Origin of the sequence: Tropicibacter sp. Alg240-R139 (genome assembly GCF_900537075.1) — a bacterium.
GTDB lineage: Bacteria > Pseudomonadota > Alphaproteobacteria > Rhodobacterales > Rhodobacteraceae > Falsiruegeria.
In genome coordinates, this window is record NZ_UNRA01000002.1 from 422,797 (window position 1) to 444,883 (window position 22,087).

The 22,087-nt window shown below is 58.1% G+C and carries 16 protein-coding genes; 7 read left to right on the plus strand and 9 right to left on the minus strand.

The window, feature by feature from the left end; all coding sequences use genetic code 11:
- Positions 1-166: 166 nt before the first annotated feature.
- Together G6R15_RS09735 and G6R15_RS09740 are read left to right on the plus strand one after the other, a co-directional pair.
- Positions 167-1,201 carry a hypothetical protein gene (locus tag G6R15_RS09735; RefSeq protein ID WP_240336721.1) on the plus strand — a complete coding sequence of 345 codons (1,035 nt, stop codon included), beginning with the start codon at positions 167-169 and terminating at the stop codon, positions 1,199-1,201.
- Positions 1,201-2,445 carry a GNAT family N-acetyltransferase gene (locus tag G6R15_RS09740; RefSeq protein ID WP_164659669.1) on the plus strand — a complete coding sequence of 415 codons (1,245 nt, stop codon included), beginning with the start codon at positions 1,201-1,203 and terminating at the stop codon, positions 2,443-2,445. The genes G6R15_RS09735 and G6R15_RS09740 overlap by 1 nt, the downstream gene beginning before the upstream one ends.
- Here the strand turns inward: G6R15_RS09740 and G6R15_RS09745 are convergent.
- Positions 2,442-2,750: an EthD family reductase gene (locus G6R15_RS09745; RefSeq protein WP_164659670.1), complete on the minus strand. Its 309-nt coding sequence runs from the start codon at positions 2,748-2,750 to the stop codon at positions 2,442-2,444. The two genes, G6R15_RS09740 and G6R15_RS09745, sit on opposite strands and share 4 nt — an antisense overlap.
- A 62-nt stretch (positions 2,751-2,812) precedes the next feature.
- Positions 2,813-3,718: a LysR family transcriptional regulator gene (locus tag G6R15_RS09750; protein ID WP_164659671.1), complete on the minus strand. Its 906-nt coding sequence runs from the start codon at positions 3,716-3,718 to the stop codon at positions 2,813-2,815.
- A 283-nt stretch (positions 3,719-4,001) separates the two neighbouring features.
- Here G6R15_RS09750 and G6R15_RS09755 point away from each other — a divergent pair, with 283 nt between their 5' ends.
- From G6R15_RS09755 to G6R15_RS09770, 4 genes are all read left to right on the plus strand, one after another.
- Positions 4,002-5,012 (plus strand): AraC family transcriptional regulator, encoded by a 1,011-nt coding sequence (locus tag G6R15_RS09755; RefSeq protein ID WP_164659672.1) that lies wholly within the window; start codon positions 4,002-4,004, stop codon positions 5,010-5,012.
- Between the two features lie 497 nt (positions 5,013-5,509).
- On the plus strand, positions 5,510-6,268 hold the full coding sequence (locus G6R15_RS09760) for a sugar transferase (protein ID WP_164659673.1): 759 nt from the start codon (positions 5,510-5,512) through the stop codon (positions 6,266-6,268).
- Between the two features lie 56 nt (positions 6,269-6,324).
- Positions 6,325-7,251, plus strand: a complete 927-nt coding sequence (locus tag G6R15_RS09765; RefSeq protein WP_164659674.1) for a CpsD/CapB family tyrosine-protein kinase — start codon at positions 6,325-6,327, stop codon at positions 7,249-7,251.
- Between the two features lie 127 nt (positions 7,252-7,378).
- A complete protein-coding gene (locus G6R15_RS09770; RefSeq protein ID WP_164659675.1) occupies positions 7,379-8,659 on the plus strand; it encodes a DUF874 domain-containing protein in 1,281 nt (426 codons plus the stop codon).
- A 3-nt stretch (positions 8,660-8,662) separates the two neighbouring features.
- Here the strand turns inward: G6R15_RS09770 and G6R15_RS09775 are convergent, their stop codons facing one another.
- Positions 8,663-10,021, minus strand: a complete 1,359-nt coding sequence (locus G6R15_RS09775; protein WP_164659676.1) for an oligosaccharide flippase family protein — start codon at positions 10,019-10,021, stop codon at positions 8,663-8,665.
- 149 nt (positions 10,022-10,170) lie between these two features.
- On the opposite strand from G6R15_RS09775, the gene G6R15_RS09780 reads away from it, so the two are divergent.
- Positions 10,171-11,376, plus strand: coding sequence for a glycosyltransferase (locus G6R15_RS09780; protein ID WP_164659677.1), 1,206 nt, complete (start codon positions 10,171-10,173; stop codon positions 11,374-11,376).
- On the opposite strand, the gene G6R15_RS09785 is transcribed toward G6R15_RS09780, so the two are convergent.
- From G6R15_RS09785 to G6R15_RS09810, 6 genes are all read right to left on the minus strand, one after another.
- Positions 11,377-12,246, minus strand: coding sequence for a glycosyltransferase family 2 protein (locus tag G6R15_RS09785; protein ID WP_240336722.1), 870 nt, complete (start codon positions 12,244-12,246; stop codon positions 11,377-11,379).
- Positions 12,219-14,786, minus strand: a complete 2,568-nt coding sequence (locus G6R15_RS09790) for a hypothetical protein (RefSeq protein WP_164659678.1) — start codon at positions 14,784-14,786, stop codon at positions 12,219-12,221. Before G6R15_RS09790 ends, G6R15_RS09785 begins: the two co-directional genes overlap by 28 nt.
- Positions 14,783-15,730, minus strand: a complete 948-nt coding sequence (locus G6R15_RS09795) for a hypothetical protein (protein WP_164659679.1) — start codon at positions 15,728-15,730, stop codon at positions 14,783-14,785. Before G6R15_RS09795 ends, G6R15_RS09790 begins: the two co-directional genes overlap by 4 nt.
- A 61-nt stretch (positions 15,731-15,791) precedes the next feature.
- Entirely contained in the window at positions 15,792-16,463 is a 672-nt protein-coding gene (locus tag G6R15_RS09800) for a 4'-phosphopantetheinyl transferase (RefSeq protein WP_164659680.1), read from the minus strand.
- The gene (locus tag G6R15_RS09805; RefSeq protein ID WP_164659681.1) at positions 16,460-21,076 is read right to left on the minus strand and encodes a MupA/Atu3671 family FMN-dependent luciferase-like monooxygenase; all 4,617 of its coding nucleotides are present in this window, start codon (positions 21,074-21,076) and stop codon (positions 16,460-16,462) included. Before G6R15_RS09805 ends, G6R15_RS09800 begins: the two co-directional genes overlap by 4 nt.
- Positions 21,073-22,083: a glycosyltransferase family 2 protein gene (locus tag G6R15_RS09810; protein ID WP_164659682.1), complete on the minus strand. Its 1,011-nt coding sequence runs from the start codon at positions 22,081-22,083 to the stop codon at positions 21,073-21,075. The genes G6R15_RS09805 and G6R15_RS09810 overlap by 4 nt, the downstream gene beginning before the upstream one ends.
- Positions 22,084-22,087 lie beyond the last annotated feature (4 nt).

The following is a 22,087-nucleotide window of genomic DNA, read 5'->3' on the forward strand; positions in this document are numbered from 1 at the left end:
GCGTATCGACCGTGCCCGACTTTACCGTCGAATCGGAGGGATGTGGTATGCGAGCCTGACTTATTGCTTCCTCAGAATCGCCAAACTCTCAAAGTATCCATTTGGCCATTCGAGCAATCCGGGTGCGACTGCACGCGCCGTCAGTGTACAAACGTGAGGTGTTATTGTGGCCAAGAACGACAACGACGATCGTATGAAGCGCATTGTCGAGACCGCCGAGGATCATTTTGGTCGCGCGGTTCTCAAAGTGACGGCACCGGGTGGCGAAGGGCGGTCAAGCTTTCGCCTGCATTTCGATGACATGGACGTGATCGCGACCTATAGACCGAACTTTCGCCGCACCCACCTGGAAGCACATGTTCTGGAAGAGCTGCGCACTTATTGCGACGACACGCCCGAAGTTCTGGGCGTTGTCGGCGAGATCATGTTCCAAAGCGATGTTGGCCGCCGCCGTCTGAATCAAGAGATTATGCGTCACGACGGCGCCGGACAGCTTGACCTGGCCGCCCAGGCGGTATCGTCGATCTTTCGCTATCAAAGCGCGTCACGCAAATCCGACCTGCACGAGATGATGCCGCATCTGGGGACAAATAAGAACTGGATCGATAACGTTGTGAGTGCGGTTGATGCGCTGCAGCCGTATTCCACCGGAATACCGAGCGATTTTGATGGCACGGCCGCGCGAGAAGCGGTGTCCTCTCCGGGTCGTCAGTTCGTCAAATGGGATTGTCGATCGGGCAATGCGGCTATCGGAAAAGACGGCAAGCTGCGCTGGTTTGACTTTGAATATGCGGGCCTGCGTCATGGGGCTGAGGATTTTGCCTGGTTGATCGGTGACGAGGCATGGCCTATTGCGCCGGATCAGATGGTGGACGTGATGATCGATTGTTTCGATCCCGAATGCGGTCACACGATCGAGGCTTATCTGGAATTCTTGTCGGTCTATCTGACCTTCCACTGTGTGCAGCGTTTCAAGTTGATTGTGAAAGAGGCCAAAAAGCGTGGGTGGCTGTCAAAGCAGCGTGTACGCAAATATGACGATGCGGGGGTTCATCCCGAATTCGCCGCCCAAATCTGTCAGGTTGGTGCTTACTTCTCGGCACAGGCCAAAGTGACCGCGCCATTGACCCGCAATTTCGAAGGCGCGCGGGACAGCTTTCTTGAAATTCTCAAGGAAGGCCGCTCACTGAAAAGCGCGTGATGACAGTTCAGCAGATCATTTCGGGGCAAGGCGAGGTGTCTGAACCTACTGAATTGCGGATTGTAGCGGTCGATACCCTGGATGGTTTCCGTGCTCTACGCTCGGCGTGGGAAGCTCTGGAGCAGAAGGATACCGAAGGGAGCGTTTTTTTGTCATGGGCTTGGCTGATGCAAGCCTTTGGGGCCACGACCGGTCGGTGGCGGGTAATCTCGGCGTGGGATGGAAAGGATTTGGTGGCCGTTTTGCCGCTGAAGTACCGCGTCCACTGGAGCAAGACCCGAACAGAGTTCCAGACCGAGATCGAAGCTGGCGGGCGTCTTCTTTGGAGTGAATACACCGGGTTTCTGTGTGATCCATCCCATGAAAAGGCCGCGATCCAGGCAATTGCCAACCACTTGCAAGAAACGCCATGGGTCAAGATTTCTTTGCGATATGTCGTGTCCGAACGCAGGATGATTGCCTTTGCCAGCGCATTTCCGCAGGATTACTTCCGCACTCGCTTCAAATCGTACCGTATAAACGGCGGTGAAACTGACAACCTGTTGTGCCCTCAAGTCCCGTTGCCGGACAGCTACGAGCGCTATCTGAGTGACTGCCTAAGCCGGAACTCAAGACAAAAGATCAAACGATTTGAGCGAAAGTTTCTCGACAGTGGAGAGTTGAGTTTCGCCGAAACCTTGGATCACGCGCGCGACATCGACGCCTTGCTTGCACTTTGGCAGGCCAAATGGGCACAGGTCAAAGGAGCAGAAACAGCGCGCCAGGTTGCAGGCAACTATCGTCAGGTTTTGATGGCAGCTCAGGCCATGGGGTTGCTCTATCTGTCCGTCTTGCGCCAGGGGGGCAGGATGTTGGGTGCCTTGGGACATGTTTTGGACCCGCAGCACAAGCGCGTGCATTTCATTGTGGCGGGGCGAGACGAGCAGGCCAAGGGCCATCACATAGGGCCCCTGCTGCATTCACAGAGTATTCGCTGGGCTATTGAAAACGGCTATAACGTCTATGATTTCTGCCACGGCAACGAAAGCTACAAATACGGGTATGGGGCCAAGGATATGCAGGCGCTGTATTTGTCGATCCGTCCAAACGAGCTGAAGGCATTGGGTGCGCATCTGGATCAGATAAGTCAAAAAGAAGCGTTGGCGCGCGTTTTATCTTTTATCCAAGAAGGACAGGTCGACCGTGCAGCTGCCGGCACGCGGCAGCTACTGGAACAGCTTCATAAAGCTGATGTAGGGCCTTAGCCTATGACCTCGCCGATCAGCATGTTTGGCTGAACGCTGGTGAAGTTCGGTATGTCCGCGACCACCGGACCTGCCGCCCCCATGGCCGCACCAAGCGCGTCATTGTCGGCAAAAACGATTGTGGCTACAGCATGATACCCTGCAGGCACATCAGGCCCACCGGCGAGCCCCTTTGTGACCAGAGTAGATTGGATGTGCGGGCCCATGTGTTCTGCGACCAACGGCATATGCGTGCTTGTATAATAGTCGTGATCAAAGGTTGACCCTTCTGCTACGGGATAAATGACTTGCAGAGAAACTGGCATCCGTTGGGACTCCTGAATGGAATGAAGCTACCCCTGCATTAAGCCCTGTTGTCTTGATCCCGTCAAAGCCTGTTCTTGGGGGGCTGGCCCAATTGATGCACCAGAAAGTCGATGAAGGCGCGCACCTTGGGTTGCGTAAAGCGGCCTGGTGGATAGACGGCAAAGACCGGCTGCATCTGTTCCGGCAGCGAGGGCATGGCATCTTGCAGAATGTCCAGCTCTACGGCTTCCCGGTACAGAAATTCGGGCAAATAAGCGATGCCCAGACCCGCGACCGCAGCATTGAGCAGGGATTGCCCATCGTTGACACTCAATCCTCCGGTTGCAGGCACCTGACGCACCGCACCGGTTTCATCCGTCAAGCGCCAGATGTTTGCGCCGGGCCTCGTCGAAGCGCTCAGCAATTTGTACCCCTCAAGATCGACGGGTTTTTCGGGCACGCCGTGCGTGTCCAGATATTCGGGGCTGGCGACCAGGCGCATCGGGAATTCCAATAGCTTGCGAGCGCGCAGACTGCTGTCCCGCAGCTCTCCCACCCTGATCGCGAGATCGAAACCCTCGGCGATCAGGTCCATGGTCTGATCGCTCAACTCAAGGTTCACTGTGATTTCCGGGTATTCGGCGAGAAAGTCGCTGAGCAAGGGGGACAACTCGTGAATTCCGAAGTCGCTGGCCGCCGAGACCTGCAAAAGCCCTGATGGTTGCGCGTGCAAAGCAGCGACCAGCGCGTCCGCTTCGCCTGCGTCATTCAGGATGCGGCTCGCACGGTCATAATAGGCCAGCCCGATCTCGGTCGGATTGACGCGCCGTGTCGTGCGGCTGAGCAGACGGGCGCCTAGCCGGGATTCGAGGGCCGAGATGTGTTTCGACACTGCGGACTTGGAAATCCCCATCTTGCGCGCAGCATCTGTAAAGCCTCCCTCTTCGACGACGGTGGCAAAAGCTTCCATTTCAGTCAGGCGGCTCATTCAGGCCCTCCAAAATCCAAATCTAGCAAGCGTCACCCCAAGAAACCCAAAAGGGCGCGCGTGGTTTCCACCTGCATTCCAATGTCATCAGCTATTTGGGCATTGGGTGCGCGCCAGGTTTATGGATTTTGGACAAATCATTCGGCGAGCCGGTCATTTTGCTGGGGATTTTTGGCCAGCCGGTGCTATGCTCAGGGAAACTCGGTTGAAACAACAAGGGTCTAGGCGGAATTGTTGCAGTCAGTTTGGCGTGATTTCATGCAGGCAGGGGGGGAAGCCTGACATGGTACAGCCGACCCCCATGCATGGTGCCGTGTTTGTTCAGACATTGGCCCGGGATTTGCTGGCTCAAGGGTTCAGCGAACGCAAGGTGTTCAATGGAACCGGGATTGCACCGGATCTGCTGGACCAGGAAAAACCCTTTTTGCCGTTCGAACAGATCGCAACATTTTTCGAGCACGCCAGCGAGCTGACGGGTGATGATGTGTTGGGATTAATTCGGGGCGCCAAGCGCGAGATGCGCCGGACAGGGCTGATCTGTTATGTGGGCATGTCCTCGCCGACAGTTAAGGATTTAATTCGCAACGTGACCCGCTACCGTCGGGTGTTTAGCGACGCGGTTGAGATCGATATCGACCGGCTGGACAGTGACGGCGTGCTGCGCTGGTATTTTGCGGTACCCACCCACGTGCGACGGCGTCACTACGTCGAGTTCGGCGCGTCAGGGCTGTTGTTTGCCATGCGACAAGCCACAAATCGCGATTTTTGTCCTGAACTGGTCACGTTTCATCACGCGCGCAATTCAAATGTGGATGTGTTTGAGAAGTTCTTTGGCTGCCCTGTCAAATTCGGGCAGAATGCAAACGAGTATCATTTCAAGCAGACCGATCTGGACCTGCCTCTGATGACGGCGGACAATGAGCTCTACAAGGTTCTTGTTGATCTGTGCGACCGCGTTCTGCAGGACAAATCGCGGAACCTGCCACCCATAGTGGTCGAAGTGGAGCGGGCCATTGCCGACCGGTTGTCATCTGGTGAGGTTGGGCAGGAAACAGTGGCCCGAACATTGGGGATGAGCGCGCGTACTTTGTCGCGGCGTCTGGCTGAACAAAACACCACATTTTTCAAGACGCTCGAGGACCTGCGTACAGCTTTGGCGGTTAATTACCTCAAAGACAGCGATCTGTCGCTGGCCGAAATTTCTTACCTGCTTGGGTATTCTGGTCTCAGCAGCTTCAACGATGCGTTCAAGCGATGGACAGGGAATACGCCCGGTCAGTATCGGACGGCCTAGCCCTCTGGGTCGAGAAGGGGTGATGTTGACTGGCGTCACCAAAGTGCGGCGACGGATCCAAACTATGCGTTACGCCATGTTTGCGCCATAATTGGCCGTTTTCCCCTTTAACGCTGATTGGCGGCAGTGCATTTTGATTCTGGCTGTAGAATTATTCTCGAACCGAGAACAGTAGGGCTGATCTTGGGGGGATTGGTTCCTTGGGAACTCGAGAAATCCCGCCTTTTCGCTGTGTTAGGAGCGGAAACAATCTGTTTACGCGGATTTTCTGAAAATTGAATGGGTGGGTGATAGCTTCAATCGTGGCAGAACAAAGGCATAAATTGGCCGTGTTCTGGTCGTTTGGAAAGTCGCGATGGGTGCGGGCGTGACTTATATAAAACAGTAACCCGCTCGGAGCAGCTGCTGCGTTTCGGGCCAGAGTGTGAGTGTAGTTACCGCGTCCCTCGTTGGTGGTGTAGCCAGCGGACTTTTTTGACGCAGTCATGGGGGAAACGATGAAGGACTATATCCAGGAAGCGGCCTTGGAAGCATCCGGGCAGGTAACCTTGGTGCCTGGTAACCGCAGTGGTTCTGTTGCTGCGTTGGCCATCGCTCCAGCAGATGTAAACGCCGGAGTGGGGGCTCTGGCTAATGGCTTGGGTCATTCGACTTACGCTCAGTTTGGTAAACGTGTCTTTGACATCAGCCTGACTGTGCTGACGGCGCCAATTTGGATGTTGGTGATTGGGATCTGCTCTATTGCGCTGATGATCGAGGGGGGGAACCCGTTCTATCGACAGGCCCGGTTGGGGCGTGGCGGTCGTACGTTTCAGATCCTGAAACTGCGTACGATGGTGATGGATGCCGAGGCCCAGTTCGAAACGATGATGCAAACTGATGCGGCGCTTCGGCACGAGTGGGATACGACACAGAAACTAAAGAATGATCCGCGCATCACTCGTGTGGGGAACATGCTGCGTAAGACGTCACTAGATGAATTGCCACAGTTATGGAACGTGCTGATTGGTGATATGAGCTTGGTTGGTCCGCGCCCGATGTTGCCGGAACAGCTTTCTCTTTATGGCCCCAGTGGGCCCTATTTCTCGCTGCGTCCGGGCATCACCGGGTTGTGGCAAGTGTCAGCGCGCAACGAAGAAGTGTTCAGTTTCCGCTCGCGGATGGATGCCATTTATGCACGATCGGTGAGTTTTTGGCAGGATATCGTTCTGTTGTTCAAAACAGTTGGAGTGGTGGTGCGGCGGACAGGGTACTGACCGCCACCATTGTGTGATTACGAATGCTCAGGAAAAAGTGGTTTGGGAGCAGCGACATGAGTTACTATGATAACAAGATGATGTCGGAATTGGAAAACGGTCGCACCCCGCCCCGCGCGGGTGACATGCCCGGGGGGGGAGAGGAGTCTTATCGACCCTTCCGCCGCAAGGCTGCGCTGCGCGATGAGCCCAAGACAGTGCTGCGTGAGGAACCCGTTGAACCCCATATCCTGACCGAAGAGGTGCGGGTAGAAACCCTGCCTGCCGTGCTGCCAAACACCTGGGAGCAATTGCAGTCAGTGTCGATCAGTATGCGTGATCAATATTTGTCGCGGGCCCCATTGGTGAATTTCTTTCGCGAAACGCCGACCGCACGGGCCTTTGACATTCTGCGCACCCGTTTGTTGCAGACACTCAAACACGAGGGATGGCGTCGCGTCGCGATTGTTGCGCCCACGTCTGGCTGCGGGGCGACTTTCACGGCAACCAATCTGGCGCTTAGCCTGGCACGGGTGCCTGACAGCCGTACCATCCTGATGGACATGAACATGCGTGATCCGGGCGTGAAATCCGCGTTGGACATCGCGGCCCTTGGCCAACAACAGAAGTTCCTGGATGGACAGCACGCCCTGCAGGATCATTTGGTACGCTGCAGTAATACGCTGGCTGTAGGGTTGACCGATACAGCCAGCACAAATGCCGCCGAGCTGTTACAGTCACAAGCCTGCGGCGAGGCGCTTGATGCGATGATCGAAGACGTACAGCCGGATGTTGTTCTTTATGACCTGCCGCCGGTTCTGGCGCATGACGATCTAACCGCTTTCATGGGCCAAATCGACGGTGTCCTGCTGGTCTCGGATGGCGAGCAGACCACCTCGGATCAGGTAAAGGCCTGCGAAAAAATCATTGGTGGCCATGTGCCGCTGCTGGGTGTGATTCTGAACCGGGGACGTGGTTCCCGTCTTGAAGCTTACGCCTCCTGACACCAGCTTGGGCTTGCTGATGCCATAGTTTCGCCTGTTTGCTATGGTCTATTGCTTGCGTTGATCCGCAATGTGCGGTCGGCTGAGCAGCAAGAAAACAAAGCTATTTGCAGGTTGGATAAGGCACATGGGGCCGATCTTTTCGCTAGATGATTTGATGGACATGTTCCGTCGCAGGGCACGCATGATCGTGGCCATCATTGCACTTGGGTGCGTGACGTCGGTGCTGCTGGCGCTTAGCCAGACGCATGAATACGAATCCGCCGAAGTTATCCAGATCGCACAGCCGGTGATAGCCGACGATTTGGCCCGCTCCACTGTGGACGGGTCTTCGGCGCGGCGGTTGCAGTTGATCCAGCAGCGCCTGATGACTCGGGGCACGGTTCTGGAAATCATCGACAAATTTGGCCTGTATAAGGACCTTCCCGATCTCAAGAATAGCGCCCGCATCGACCGATTGCGTCGTGCGGTCCGGATCGAAGGGATCGCCGCCGCGCGTGAAGGGTACGCCGACGACGGCACAATCTCGGTGCTGACGATCACCGCTCGGATGGAAACGCCGGAATTGGCGCAAGCGGTGGCGCACGAGTTCGGGCAACGCACCATCGAGTTGAGCAAACAGAACCGCATCGAACAAGCCAGCAAGACTCTGGCGTTTTTTGACGCGCAAGAGCAGGCGATTACCGAAGAAATCGCGGTGCTGGAAAACGAGATTACTGATTATCGTAACACGCATGACCTGACTTTGCCTGGCAGTCTTGAGTTTCGCCGGGAAGAAGTCTCGACCATCAACGAAGGTCTTCTGGACATCGCCCGAGACCGGATCGAGGTCGAGCGCGCAATGGAATTGGCGGACAAGAGCCAGCGCCCGGCCACGGCGGAACGATTGCGGGCTGACCTTCTGGAACAGCTCGCCACGCTCGAGGCGCAGCGCCAGTTGTTGATGAATCGCAAGCAAGAGCTTGAAGCCCTGATAGAAACCTCGCCCGAAGTGCAGCGCCAGATCGGCGCCTATGAGCGGCAGGTTGAACAGTTGCGCAGTGAATTGACGAACATCGCCAATCGTCGCACCGACGCGGAACTGGGCTTTCGCCTCGAAGATCAGCGTCAGGCCGAGCGTCTGACAGTCATCGAAGAGGCGGCACTGCCAGATTATCCGGTGACGGAAAGCCGGACAAAGAAAGCCATTTTGGGCGGGGCCGCGAGCGTCCTTTTTGCCTTTGTGTTGGCCTATCTTCTGGAGATGCGCAACCCGGTCATGCGGTCGGCTGACCAGATGGAACGTGAGCTTGGCCTGGCTCCGGTCGTGACTTTGCCGTTTCTTGATACGCGTGAGCCGCGCAGATCCGTTTGGGCGCGTTTATCATCCATCTTTTCAAACAAGAAAACCGGCGGCGGGACGGCGTAAGCTCTACATCTGCGACAGGGCGCTGATCTGCTCCCAGTGATACCACAGCAGCAGTGAAACGGTTGCGCTGGAAATGACTGCGGCCATCATATCATGGATCGGGTCCCAGACCCGATGTTTTACGCTCAGCCAGACCAGGGCAGGGTAAGTGAAGATCATCGACAACCCCAACCCGGCCATGGCACCGATCAGGCCAAAGCTCTGAACGCCCAAGATGATGCACAGGGTCTGCGACGTGGCCTTGACCAGACTCAGCAGAAAAAACGACCGGCTGTCACCGGCGGCCAGGGCGGCTGAATCATAGGTCATGATGATGGCTTGGGGAACCAGCGCGCAGGCAATCAGGGTGACGATAGGGCCGGACAGATGATAGCGGTCATCATAAAGCACATCGATCAACCAGGGCCCCACGGCGGCCATCACCAGAAGCAGCCCGACAATTCCACATGTCATGGCGGCTCGTAGCAACCTCTGCTTGCGACGGCTGGCCTGATCCTCATGCGCGGGGCGGTCGCGGTAGATCGGTATCATGATCTTTTGTGTGACGGCATGGCCCAGCATCGAGGGGAAGCTGCCCAGGAAGAAGCCGATGTTATAAAGGCCCAAGACCTCAAGCGTCAAAAAACGGCCCAGAATAGCCCGGTCGCCCTGGCTGATCAGAAAGGCCAGGCCGGTGCTCAGAAATATCCACTTGCCGAAATGCGCGATTTCATACGCAGCAGCCTTTTCCCAGCGGAACTGGTTGCGTGGGCCAGGTAAGCAATAATGAGTCAGCAGCAGCTTTGCGACTGCTTGCACCACCCCCCCAAAAACCAGCGACAGCACCGAGCCTGTGGCCGTCGCAAACCAGACCATAAACCCGATCCCGATAACCTGGCTTGCCAGATCCAGTAATGTCAACCGTCCCACCAGCAGGTGCCGGTGAGCGGTTTCAATTCGTGTTGGATTGACACCCGACACCAACAACGCAACAGCCGCAATCGGAAGATATTGTTTCAGTTCAGGTTCGCCATAGAACGTGGCCACAGGCCCGGCCACAGCCCAAGCCAACCCAAACAGCAATACACCGCGCATCACTTGAATGGTCCAGGCGGTGTCCAGAAAATCCGGATCATCACCGCGTTTGTTCTGGGCAATCGACGGGCCTAAACCGACGTCCGAAAACAGGTTCAAACCCACAGTGACAACGCTGACCAGCGCCATCAGGCCAAAGGCTTCGGGAAACAGGATACGAGTCAGAACCAGATTGGCGGCCAACCGCAGGGCCTGACTGCCGCCATAGCCGATGATCAGCCACGATGCACTGCGCAGAACACGCGCCATCAAACCGGTTCCGGAAAAGGCTGATACCATCCTGTTCATCTTGTCCGGCTATTCCCCGCGCCTCGTTTATTTCGCGATAGTGCCTGTAGGTATTGGGGTACACAACAAAAACCGATTGTTTGGCCCAGCTTTTCAGATTGCAGACAACAGGTTAGGACTGAAACAACCCTTATCATCGGTGCCGCCCCGTGAAAATTGCTTATGTCCTGAACACCTATCCGCAGCCCTCGCACAGCTTCATCCGCCGCGAGGTGCAAGCGCTTGAGCGGCGGGGCTTTGACATCACCCGTCTGGCTATGCGCCGTAGCGAGTCGCCACTTGTCGATGAACGTGATCGGGCCGAGGCAGTGAAGACGGGCTATGTACTGGATCGCGGCGCTTTCGGTCTGTTTGTCGATGCCTTGCGTCAAGCGATCAAGGCACCACTTCGAACGGCCAAGGGGCTGGCGATGGCCTGGCGGTTGGGACGTGCCTCGCAAATTGGGGTGCTGCGGCATCTGATCTATCTGGCCGAGGCCGCTCATGTGGCGACCCGGTGTCGGTCGGATTCCGTCGCTCATGTGCATGCTCATTTTGGTACCAATGCTGCGGCGGTTGCGATGCTGTCCCATGTGCTGGGTGGGCCACGTTATTCGTTCACGGTTCATGGCCCAGAAGAATTCGACGCCCCCTATGCTCTGTCCCTTGGTGACAAGCTGGATCAGGCGGCTTTTGCCATTGGCGTAAGCGAATTTGGGCGCAGCCAGCTGTGCCGGTGGGCCAGCTTTGCCACCTGGGATCTGTTACATGTGGTTCATTGCGGGATCGAGCCTGCAGCCTTCGACAATTGGAAGCCGGTGCCGCAAGGCCCCTTGCGGTTGGTCGCGATTGGGCGGTTTGTGGAACAAAAGGGCCAGATGGTATTGGTGCGCGCGCTTCGTCGTCTCAAGGATTCTCACCCTGACGTGCAGCTGACTCTGGTCGGGGATGGCGAGATGCGGGGCGATCTGGAACACGCAGTGGCGCAAGCGGGGCTGGGTGACATGGTGCGTTTCACGGGTTGGCTAGATCAGGACGGTGTGCAAGCTGAGATCGACGCTGCCCACGCGCTTGTCATGCCCAGCTTTGCTGAAGGGTTGCCCATGGTCATCATGGAGGCGATGGCGGCCGCTCGCCCGGTGATTGCCACCTATATCGCCGGAACGCCTGAGCTGGTGATGGAGGGGCAGACAGGCTGGCTCGTCCCGGCGGGGGATGATCAAGCACTGGCCAAGGCCATCGAAGAGCTGGCGGCAACTCCGATTGAGGATGTGTTGCACATGGGGGAGATGGGGCGCAAACGGGTTTTGCAACGTCACGACATCGACAGTCAGGCCGGTAAGCTGGGTGCTCTGTTTCAAAAGGCGACGCGCTGATCAGCGTCCACGCACCCATTCTGATTTAGAGCGAAAGAGCCGAGTTTTGACCGCCAGTGCGACAGTGACATAAACCACAAACCCCAACGGATGGCGCAGTGCACGCCGAAAGAGGCCGACCAGGCTTGTTGGCAACTTGTCGTCGTTGGCCATCAGATCGGGATACAGATCAGAAATCTGTGCGACCCCTTCGTTCTGACGCCTGCGCACACGGACAAGATTACGGAACCCCTCAACCAGGGGCCATTGGTATTGCGCCGTCACCCGAACCCGTTCAGCAGAAGTGAACTGCAAACGGGCGAAGGTGTCGTCCGAGATGATTTGCGGCCAATCCCCCCATCGATTGCGCCCGGTTCGGTTCATAGCAAACGCGCCGAAACCCGGACAGCCGTGGGTTACAAAGGGAAGCGTTACCCAAAACCGCCCATAGGCCCCCGTCACCCAATCTTGGGCTGGCATCAGTTGCGGTGAACCGCTCCCGTACGTCGGTCCTTGGACACCCAATTGCGCCACCAATTGGCGTAGAAGTGCAGGTGACACCAGCACATCCGCATCCAGATACACCAGCACATCCCCTTTGGCTGCCGCGTCGCCCGCGTTCAAAGCGCCGGGTTTGCTACCATGCTTCAATTCGATGACCCGCCAATCCCAACCGCGCGCTTCCGCTGTCTTTGCATGGGACCGCGCACGCGCGGCCGTGCCATCCGAGCACCCGTTGGCGACGACGATAACTTGCGGTTTCCAACCATCCGGCAAGGTGTCGCTATGTAGCAAAGCCTGCACGCAAGCGTCGATATAGTCTGCTTCGTTGTGCGCAGGGAGGATGATACTGACGGTCTGGTTCATCGAAACGCTGATACTGCCTGCCATCTGGGGTTGGTGTCACTCAGGTGCCGCAAGTGCCCCCAACTGCCCCATTTGTTTGGACGATAGACATCGGCATAGGCGTTGAACAGTTTGCCGCCAAGCGCATGCCACCCCCGGATCAACTCAGTGTAAAGCGCTCCCATTTCTGGCGAATAGTTGAAATGGGTGAAAAAGGCGGTCAACTCTTCGTCGTCGACCATCGGGCCGATGCCCACCACATGGGTGCCGCCTTCGTACATGATCAGCTCAAGGCCGTAGGTTTCGGCCACCTGTGCATGATACGGCAGGCGTTCGGTCAGATTGTGCGCCAGCGTGTCCTCGGTCTGACCACTTACCAGCCCGTCGCGCAGTTCGGCCCAAGCCTGCGCTGACGCCGCATCAAAGCGATGTTTGATGACATATTCCTGCAAGGCCTCGCCAGTCAGTCCTTTTTCAGAACCTTGCTGCCGCGCTTGCGCCCGGCTTTCTGCCAGCCAACCCTGTACCATGTCATGCCGATCCTCGAGACCCAGAACGCCTCCGAAATATCCGGTTACGGCGTAGGCATCGAAATAGTCTGCCGGGCGTTTGCGGTCTGGTTTATCTGCGACCCACGGTGGGGCCTCAAGGATCAACTCTTCCAACCCGATCCAGCCGGTTTGTGTGGCAATGACCCGAACCAGACGCTCGTCAACTTGATCGCCGTAAACGTCAGTCCAGATTTGCGCCATCTCGGCTGCGCGCCCACCGTAGTAGGCGACCCAATGATCCTTCTTGCCCCAAGCCTCCAGCGCCTGTTCATCAGCCCAATGAGCCTGCTTGAACTGCCAGTTCCAGACCTCGTTGGAGTATTCGACATAGGCCCGCTGCTCGACCCACAGCGTATCTCGGACGTATTCGGCAAAGGTGCGCATATAGGCATCATCGGCTTTGTGAGGCATGTTGAACCATCCATCCGCGCCGGTGCGGTTGAGCAGTTCCACCATGACTTCAAGGGGGACACCGTGGCTGGCATAGGTGTAATCACTGGGGCGTGGGCGGTCGGCCCAGGCGGATTGGGACGAGTTGTTCGTCTCCATCCAATCCATGAAACGCAACACCTGGAACCCTTGCAAGTGATCCAGCCACAGCGGATTGAAGATTGCGCCCGCTTCGTAAGCCGCCTCATGGTCCAGCTTCACGACCGAGATGTTGCGGATGTAATCGCCGCCCAAATGGGTACGCTGAATGCGGATGTCGACGGGGCCGGGACCGGGTTCAAAGTCGAACTCGATCCGGTTTTTGCCGTAGCGCACGTTTTTGGCACGACCGCCAACCTCGACAATTCCCTTGCCTTGGTAGCGCAGCGCATAACGTCCTTTGGTCGACACCGCCTCGGGCGGCAGATCGGTCAGGATCAGTGTCCCGATCGAGCCGAGCTCGGGCGGGATTTCAACGGGCCAGCCATAATCGTCCAGATAGCCGGCAGCCTGCAGATCTTCATGGGTGGCGCCGCCAAACTGCCGCGGCAGATGCCCGATCCAGGGGCGGGCGGTTTTCATCACGTCCAGAAACGGTTGTTGCACCGACCAATCGTTCACGCCCGCCAGACCGATGGCCATGGGCACGCGACCTTCCGGCTGAGGGGGGGGGGCAAATCCTTCGGGCAAAGGAACGGGTTCTGTGGTCGTTGCCGTTTCCACGGGCGCTTCCGGCGCAGCTGGTGCAGGCGGGGTGCCCGCCTGTGCTGGCTGCGCCGCCCCCGGTTTGGGCGGTGAAGGTCGGATTGCGTCATAAGCGGCTACTGCTTCAAACGCGATCTGTTGTAACCGTTGGGCCAACGCCGGATTCGGAGCCTCAAATGATCCACCCCATTTGTCACGTAGCCTTCGTGGCAGGCCCAAGGGACTTTCGCCGGTAACGGCGGCGTATTGCACCATGGTCAGGAAATAGAACCCCAGGTCATTGGGATGGATTGTATCTGAAAACACGTCGTCTATTCGGTCGACCCCCGGCACTGCCCCAGCCGTGATTTCGTCAGCCAGCAGTGCCATTGCCTGTCCCGCCGGGATCAATTGCATCGGCTGTACGTCAGGGCTGCGTTCGGCATTCACGGCCTCGACGATCCCTTCCCAAACTGGCAGATCCTGTTCGATCCGCAGCAGCCACGGTGTGTCATCTCCGTCGTCGTGTTGGATGTCCGTTCCGCTGCCCGAGCGCAGGTCGTGCCAAGTCTCTTGCAGGAACACGCGCGTCTCAGGATTGGCACCAGTGGCCAGTTCGAAGTATTTTTGCGCGTACCCTTCGCTGTCGTTGAACTCAACTTGATTGGCCAGCGGGATCGCCTCTGTCAGGATTACAACGTTGTAATCACCGTCGGCCAAGGCCTGCCGTGCGTTTAGCCCTTCGGCCCGGTTTGCATTGGTCCAATTGTAGGACAGCGGTGCACCGTTGATGATCTGATAGTCTACCTGCGCCTGAGGCGCAGCGCGATCCAGAACTTGCGCCATCATTTGCGGGTTGGTGGGGCCAAACAGGCTGTGCCCGACATAGAACACGCCCAACAGAGTAGACAGCCAGCTCATTGCGGCACTCCGGTCTTGGGGTAGCTGGTGACAGTGTCCCAGACGACCTTTTGCATCAGGAGGGCCGCTTCCGGCGAGGGTGCCTGTGCCGGGATTCCATTGGCTTTCTGCAGCTCATGGGGCAGGCCCTCGGGCGACTTCTGATAGAGCACTGCATAGTGCGTCAAGGCCACCAGGTAGTTTCCCAGATCTCCCATGTGGATCGGGTCAAGCTTACCTTCTTGATCGACGCCAAACAGGTCCTCGGGGCCATCGATGCCCTCAACACCGCCTGCGTTGCGAACTTCGGTCATGAAGTTCAACAGCACTTGACCCGCAGGGATGACATGCACAGGGCGGTCAGGGTGGCGCGCCAGATCTGCCAGTAAAAGCCGGTTTTCCCACAAGTCCGCAAGGTCTTGCTCCAACCGTACCTCCCATCCCTTGGGGTCGGTCAGCCAATGCCAGGATTCATACAAATAGATCGGAGCCTCCGGGTTTCCTGCATGGGCCAGATCGGCCCACAGGCCAAGATATTTCACGCTCTCATGGTATTTGATCGCATCACTCAGCTCGACCATTTCGGTAAGCACCACGGCATCATAATCGCCTGAGCTGATCGCCTGTTTGGCGGCACGAAAGATGCCCGGTTGGTTGTTGCTTTCGTCAAAGCCCAGGATTTCGACATCGTCGTCCCAATGCGCCTTCATCGGGGTACCCCAGCCCAACTGGCTGTTGTGGCTGTGCCCCTCAGGTGCCAGTTGCGCCAGCATCGCGGGCATGTCTTGATTAACCAGGCTGTGGCCCAGAAAAAAGACCCGCATCGATCCCTGATGTGGGGGCACGGGTTTGGCATAGGTGGCTTCGATCACGTCGGGTGCGGGCAGACGAGGTTTGAGCCAGACCCACCAGGCACCGGCACCCAACAGGATCAGAGCAAGCAGGATCAGCAAAACCAAACGCATTTTGGGGGTTTCTCGCTCCTTTTGGGGACAGGTTGGACTCTAGCGCGCCCGAGCTTGGGTTTCACGCGCGAACTGCGATGGCCGTGACAATCAACCCATCGCCGCGTGCAATTTTACCTGAGATTTGATCGCCTTGGCCAAATGGGGCAACGGAACGAGTGAACCGGGCAACAAATTGGCTGTGATCACTGCTGATCTCAACCTCAAGCGTTTGGAAATCAAACAGCTGTTGGCTGAGCGGATATTGTGCTTTGTAGGCGCATTCCTTGGCTGAGAAGATCACCTTGGCTGCCTGATCCGGGTCGGGTTGCGCGTTCAGCCACTGGCGTTCGGCCGCGGTGCAGACGGTATCCAGCAGGTCATATGCGAGCGGGGCGTCCTCCTCTAGGTCCAAGGCCAGCATCCGTATCTCTCCGATCCAGGCAATGGCGGCCAGGCAAGCTGTGTCACTATGGGTGATCGTGCCGATCAGCGGATCGGGCCAGATTGGTGCGCGATCAGACCCCATGGGCACAGCCAAAGCCGGGGCCCCCAGTTCGGCCATGGCTTGCCGCGCCGCTACCCGGCCGGCCGAAAATTCTCGCAGCCGCTTGGGCACCGCGCCAGAAACGGCCACCATTTCTTCGTCATAGGCGGTGTGATCGGCGCGCGGATCAGTGGCCGATACAGCGATCACCGGGTCCAAGATTGCTCCGGCCAGCATCAATGCAGTGCTATGGTCGCCTCGGGTCATTGGGTCTTCATCCGACGGCCGGCCCGCATGGCACGGCGTTTTGATATGGTGTCTGCGCGCGCCGCCGTGTCCTCTGCCGGTTTCTCCTCGACGGGTTTGTCTTTTTGGATGTGGGCGCTCAGCCCTGACAGGGTGGGGAAACGGAAGATGTCGGTGATCGACAGGCTTGGTAGGTCCAACACCTCGCGGATTTCACGATGTGCCTGCACGGCCAGCAACGAATGCCCCCCAAGTGTAAAGAAGTTGTCGTCCGCCCGGATGTCCGCCACACCCAGAATGCGTGACCAGATCGCGGCGATCCGGGTTTGAACGTCGCCAGTTGTCGGGTCGCTGGCCGGCGCCGGTTCCGCGCTGCGTTGCGGAACTGGATCGGGCAGTGCGTTGCGGTCGATCTTCTTGTTGGGTGTCAATGGCAGGGCATCCAGCGTCATGATGTGTGTGGGTACCATCACTTCGGGAAGGCGCTCGGCCAGATGGGCACGCAGAACCGCGTCCGAGACCGGGGCATCGGTGGTGACATAGCCCACCAATTGCGTGTTGCCGCCGTGCTCGCGCGCGATGACAACACTGGAACGGACGCCTGCAAAGCCGGTCAGAGCGTTTTCGATCTCTCCCAACTCGATCCGCTGGCCACGAATCTTGATCTGAAGATCACTGCGGCCCAGGAAATCCAGACTGCCATCGGCGCGCCAACGCACCATATCGCCGGTGCTATACATCAGAGGTGCGGCGGTTACAGTCAACCCGGCCTCTGCCGCAAAGGGATCGATCACAAAGCGTTCGTCGGTCAGCTCGGACCGCTGCCAATAGCCGCGCGTTACCCCCTCGCCACCAATGAACAGCTCGCCCGCCACCCCGATGGGACAGGGCGCGCCCGTCGCGTCAAGCACATAGACGGACGTGTTGGCAATCGGCGTGCCAATGTCGACGATTCCACTGGTATGCTCGGGCACCGTGCGGCAGGTCGACCAAATCGTCGTTTCTGTCGGGCCGTACATGTTTAGGATCTGCGCCTTGGTGCAATGACGCAGGTCGTCCACCAGATCACCCGGCAGCGCCTCGCCCCCCAACAGCAGATGTTCGACCCGGCCAAGGGCGACACGCGCCTCGTCGTTCATGGCAATGATGTGGGCCATGGAGGGGGTGCATTGCATGTGGGTCACGTCGTGGCGGATGATCTGGGCGGCCAGGGAATAGTCATCCTCGGCCAGCGTGCTTGGCGCATTTGCGCGTTTGAGCACCTCGGCCAGGGGTTTCAGTCCCTCCATCACCAGTTCAGGGTCGATGCCATAATCGATCAGGCAGGCGACCTCATCAACACCGATCCGCTTCAGGCTTTCGACCCGCGCCACCGCATCACTGATGGTTCCAAAAAGCCCGGAGTCGTCGAAATACCGTTCAAAAGCAAAGTCCAGAATCGCTTCCAGCTCATCCTCGGTCAGTTGACCCAGGTCCATCTCGAACGGGTTTGACACACCCTTGGGTTTCTTGAAGGCGGGGAAGGCCCAGGCGTATTGCTTAATTAGGGCCGCAGCCGAGCGCAGGTAGTCCTTCATCGGCTCGCGCGCGATCCGGGCGGCCTCGTCTCGGGTGTCGGCCAGATAGCTGTGCAACATCAGCGTGACGCGATGCGCGTCCGGGTCATGTCCAGCTTCACGCAAGGCGCTGCGGTAAAGGTGGATCTTCTCGGCGACCTCATCAATGCTCTGACCCAGCAGGTGGGTCAGCACGTTGGCGCCAATCCGCCCGGCCTCGATCCAGGTTTCGGGGTTGCCCGCGGTGGTGACCCAGACCGACAGTTCATCAGACACCGGGCGGGGTTGGGTAATGACCTCATGCATGGACCCGTCAGCCTTTGGGAACCCCACGGCCTCACCACGCCACAGTTTGCGCACGGTCTCAATCGCTTCGAACATCGCTGGTTTGTTCTGTGGCGGTGTGTTTTCCGGTCGCAGGATGAAATCGTCCGGTTGCCAGCCCGAGGCAAAGCCAATGGCCGCACGGCCCCCGGTCAGATTGTCGATCACGGCCCAATCCTCGGCAATGCGGGCGGGATGGTGCAGGGGGGCGACGCAGCTGCCTGCGCGAACCGACAGGTTCTTGGTGACCGCAGCCACAGCAGCCCCAGTCACAGCCGGGTTGGGGTAGGGGCCGCCAAAGGCGTGGAAATGCCGTTCGGGTGTCCAGACGGCGTTGAACCCGTGGGCATCGGCGAACTTGGCCCCTTCGAGGAGCAATTCATATTTCTTCGGCCCCGGCCCGTCGTCATTGCCCCAATACATCAAGTTGAAATCGATGTGCCTGTCGCTGCGGGCAATCGGCCCGTTCGACACCACGGCGCGGTTTTCATTGCCAGTCAGCACCACCTTGAAACCACGCGCCAAGGTCCAGAATAACTCGAGCACCGAGATGTCGAAATTCAGACTGGTGACTGCCAACCAAACTGCGCCTGTGGTATGGTCGATGCGGTCGTCCATTCCGGCAAAGAAGTTGGCGACGTTGCGATGTTCGACCATCACCCCTTTGGGTGTTCCCGTCGAGCCGGAGGTGTAGATCAAATAGGCGAGATCATCTGCTGTCGCGCCGCCGTCTACATCCTGTGCTTGTGGGTCGGTCTCGACCGTATCAATGCAGAGCACATCGGCGTTAGAGGCAGGCAAGTTGCCCGCAAGCCCGGTCTGGCTCAGCAACACGCTGGCCTGGCTGTCGGTGATGTAATGCGCGATCCGGTCCGCGGGATAGGCCGGATCAAGCGGCACATAGGCGCCGCCGGCCTTGAGGATCGCCAAGGCTCCCACGACCATGTCCATCGAGCGATCCGTATACAGACCAATATGTGCGCCGGGACCAACCCCCATGGCGCGCAGTCGCTCGGCCACGCTGTTGGCGCGGATGTTGAGTTGGCCATAGCTGAGCTGTTGATCGTCGATCACCAGAGCGGTTGCTTCGGGGGTACGGGCGACCTGTGTTTCAAACGCCTGATGCAGGGTTTCGGTCCGGTCATAATCGCGAGCGCGGCTGTTCCAACTGGTCAGAACCTGCGCGCGCTCGGCTGCTGAAAGGATGGCAATGTCGGCCAACCGGGTATCTCCGGGGGCCTCGCGCAATGCCTCCATCGCGGTCTCAAGCCGCTGCGCCAAAAGTTCGACACTGCGCCTATCGACGGCTGTTTTGTCGATATACAGCGTGGCCTGCCCCTGAGACAGCGATACGGTCGCCAGCGTTCCGGGAACAGGGCCTGCGCCATCAAGTGACAGAGCTACTTGCGGCAGAGAGAAATTTTGAATTTCTGGGTCTCGGGCTGGCAAATCTGAGGGGAACGCGCCAAGGTCACTTGCGGTTTCGGTCGATTGAGCAAGCTTTTGAGTGACGTCCGAAACACTATTATTTGCGCTCAATGTGATCGGCACCCAGGGTTCCAGATAGCCCGGCGCCTTGGACGCTGCCAATTGCAGGGAGTCGCTGGTCAGAGCCACAGTGACCTTATCAGCGCCATCCCCTTGTTGCGCCCAACGAAGCGCGGCCGCACCGGCCCACTGAACGTCAATGCCATGAGGTACAGCGATGCGCACCGCATCCCAAGAGCCGCTGGTCACAGCCCCCGCCAGCGGCATTTGCACCGGTTGCATCTTTTGCAACATGGGCCGCCACCGCCGTTCTGCGGCAAGGGCTGAAATGACGGCGGTTTCGCGTGCCTTTGCCGCGTCCGCGGTCAAACCGGGAAAGACGTCGCCGACCGCGGCAATCTTTGACGGTAGCAACGACGCGCCGTGAAGGGTGCGAAGCTGCGCAAGCTTCAGATCGCCATCACCCGTGGCCACGGTCAGACAGCTCGTATCGAATTCCAGCACCGTGCCGGGCGCTTTCCCGCTGTTTGCACCTGTTGGCGTCGCCTGCCCGACCAAAACAGGGCCGTTGCCTGTTTCGATCCTGGGGCTAAGCAACGGATTCCAATACTCTCCGAAATACAACGCCCGAACGCGGGCGGCGACCTGGACCGCAGGTTGCGCAAGATTCAGCGCGCCGCCTGCCTCTGGCCGATCATCGCGGGCAAAGTAACACCGTTCGGCAGTGTCTTGCGGCGTAGGTGTCAGACCAGTCTTCAACTGCGTCAGCACCTCTGTAAAACTATCAAGGGCAGCGGCGTAGCATTTAGAGTTCAGCGATAGCGCAGTTTCATCGTCTGCGATGTCAAACTCGGGCCGGGCCAGAATGTCGCCTGTGTCGATGCCGCTTTCAATCATGTGCCAGGTGACGCCATAGCGGGTTTCGCCGTTCAGCAACGCCCAGACGGGCGTGTTCAAACCGGCATAGCGCGGCAAGGGCCCGTCGTGGAAATTCACCGCCCCCTTGGCAGCCAGGGCCAGGATGTCGTCCGAGATGATCTGAAGGTTTGCAATTGACAGAAGCCAATCGAAATCGCCCGGCTGAAACTGACCAGTCAATGACGACAGACTGTCCGCTTGTGGCAGCCCCTTGGACATAGCCCAGGACTTGATCGCGGGATCAGAGGAAATCACCGCCTTGATCTGATGACCCTGATCCAAAATTGCATCGGAACAGCCGATCAGCAATGATTCATTGCCAACGACGACGCAGGAAAAGCCAGTCATTTAAGGTCCTCCGGAATGGGAGCAGGAGCAGGCGGCACTTTGAACGCGGGGCCGCGGAAAGGGGTGGCGATAGCGTGCAGGATCAAATCGCGCAGGAACCAGTCGGGGTCGGCTTGCGGTTTGCGCTGCACCAGCCTGCGCAGGCGCCAGAGCGTACCGGCAGCTATCACACCCAGGGTCGACAGGGATGTGTAGAGAACCCCGTGGTTCTTGGTGAAATATCGCATCCGGGAATCGAACCAATATTGCGGGGTGCGCGACCAGGTCTTCATTCCTGTGCTGACCGAACCGATGTGAACCACGCTGCTTTGAGGCAGGTAATGCGTCGACCACCCGACCTGGGCAGCGCGGCGGCACAAGTCGGTTTCCTCGAAGTAAAGGAAGAACTTCTCGTCAAACCCACCCGTCGCCTCGATGACCTCACGCTTGATCATCAGGCTGGCACCGGCGGTCCAGTCTACTTTGAGTTCGGACACGGGCTGAGGTAGCGGCACAATCGAGCGTTTCAGCAGGCGGCTGACAATGCCGGTGCGGGCGGCCCCTTCGAATTCACCTGCAATCGACGGAAATCGAAAAGCGGTTGTGTGTGTGATTCCATCGGGGCCTTTGATGTGGCTGCCAACCAACCCGGCGGTCGGGGTGGTCTTCAGGAAATTCCGCAGCAGATCGATGGCACCGGGTTCTGGCCAGGCGTCTGAGTTTAGAAGGTAAAAGTAATCCGGTGTCTTGCCCGATGACAGGCCAGCACCCATACCGAAATTCATGCCTGCGCCAAATCCGCCATTCCAACCGCTTTGCAGAACACGCAAGCGCCCCTCATTGGTCCACCCGTTTTCCTGCGCTGCCTTTAGAATGATGTCGATCGAGCCGTCTCCGGATGCGTTGTCGACAACCAAAATCTCTCCAGCCAATCCTTCCATTTCACGCATTGCCGCGTCACACGCCTGTATCGTCAGCTCCGGCGTGCGGTAGTTCAAAATGATTGTCAGGATCGTTTGTTGCGCCATCGAG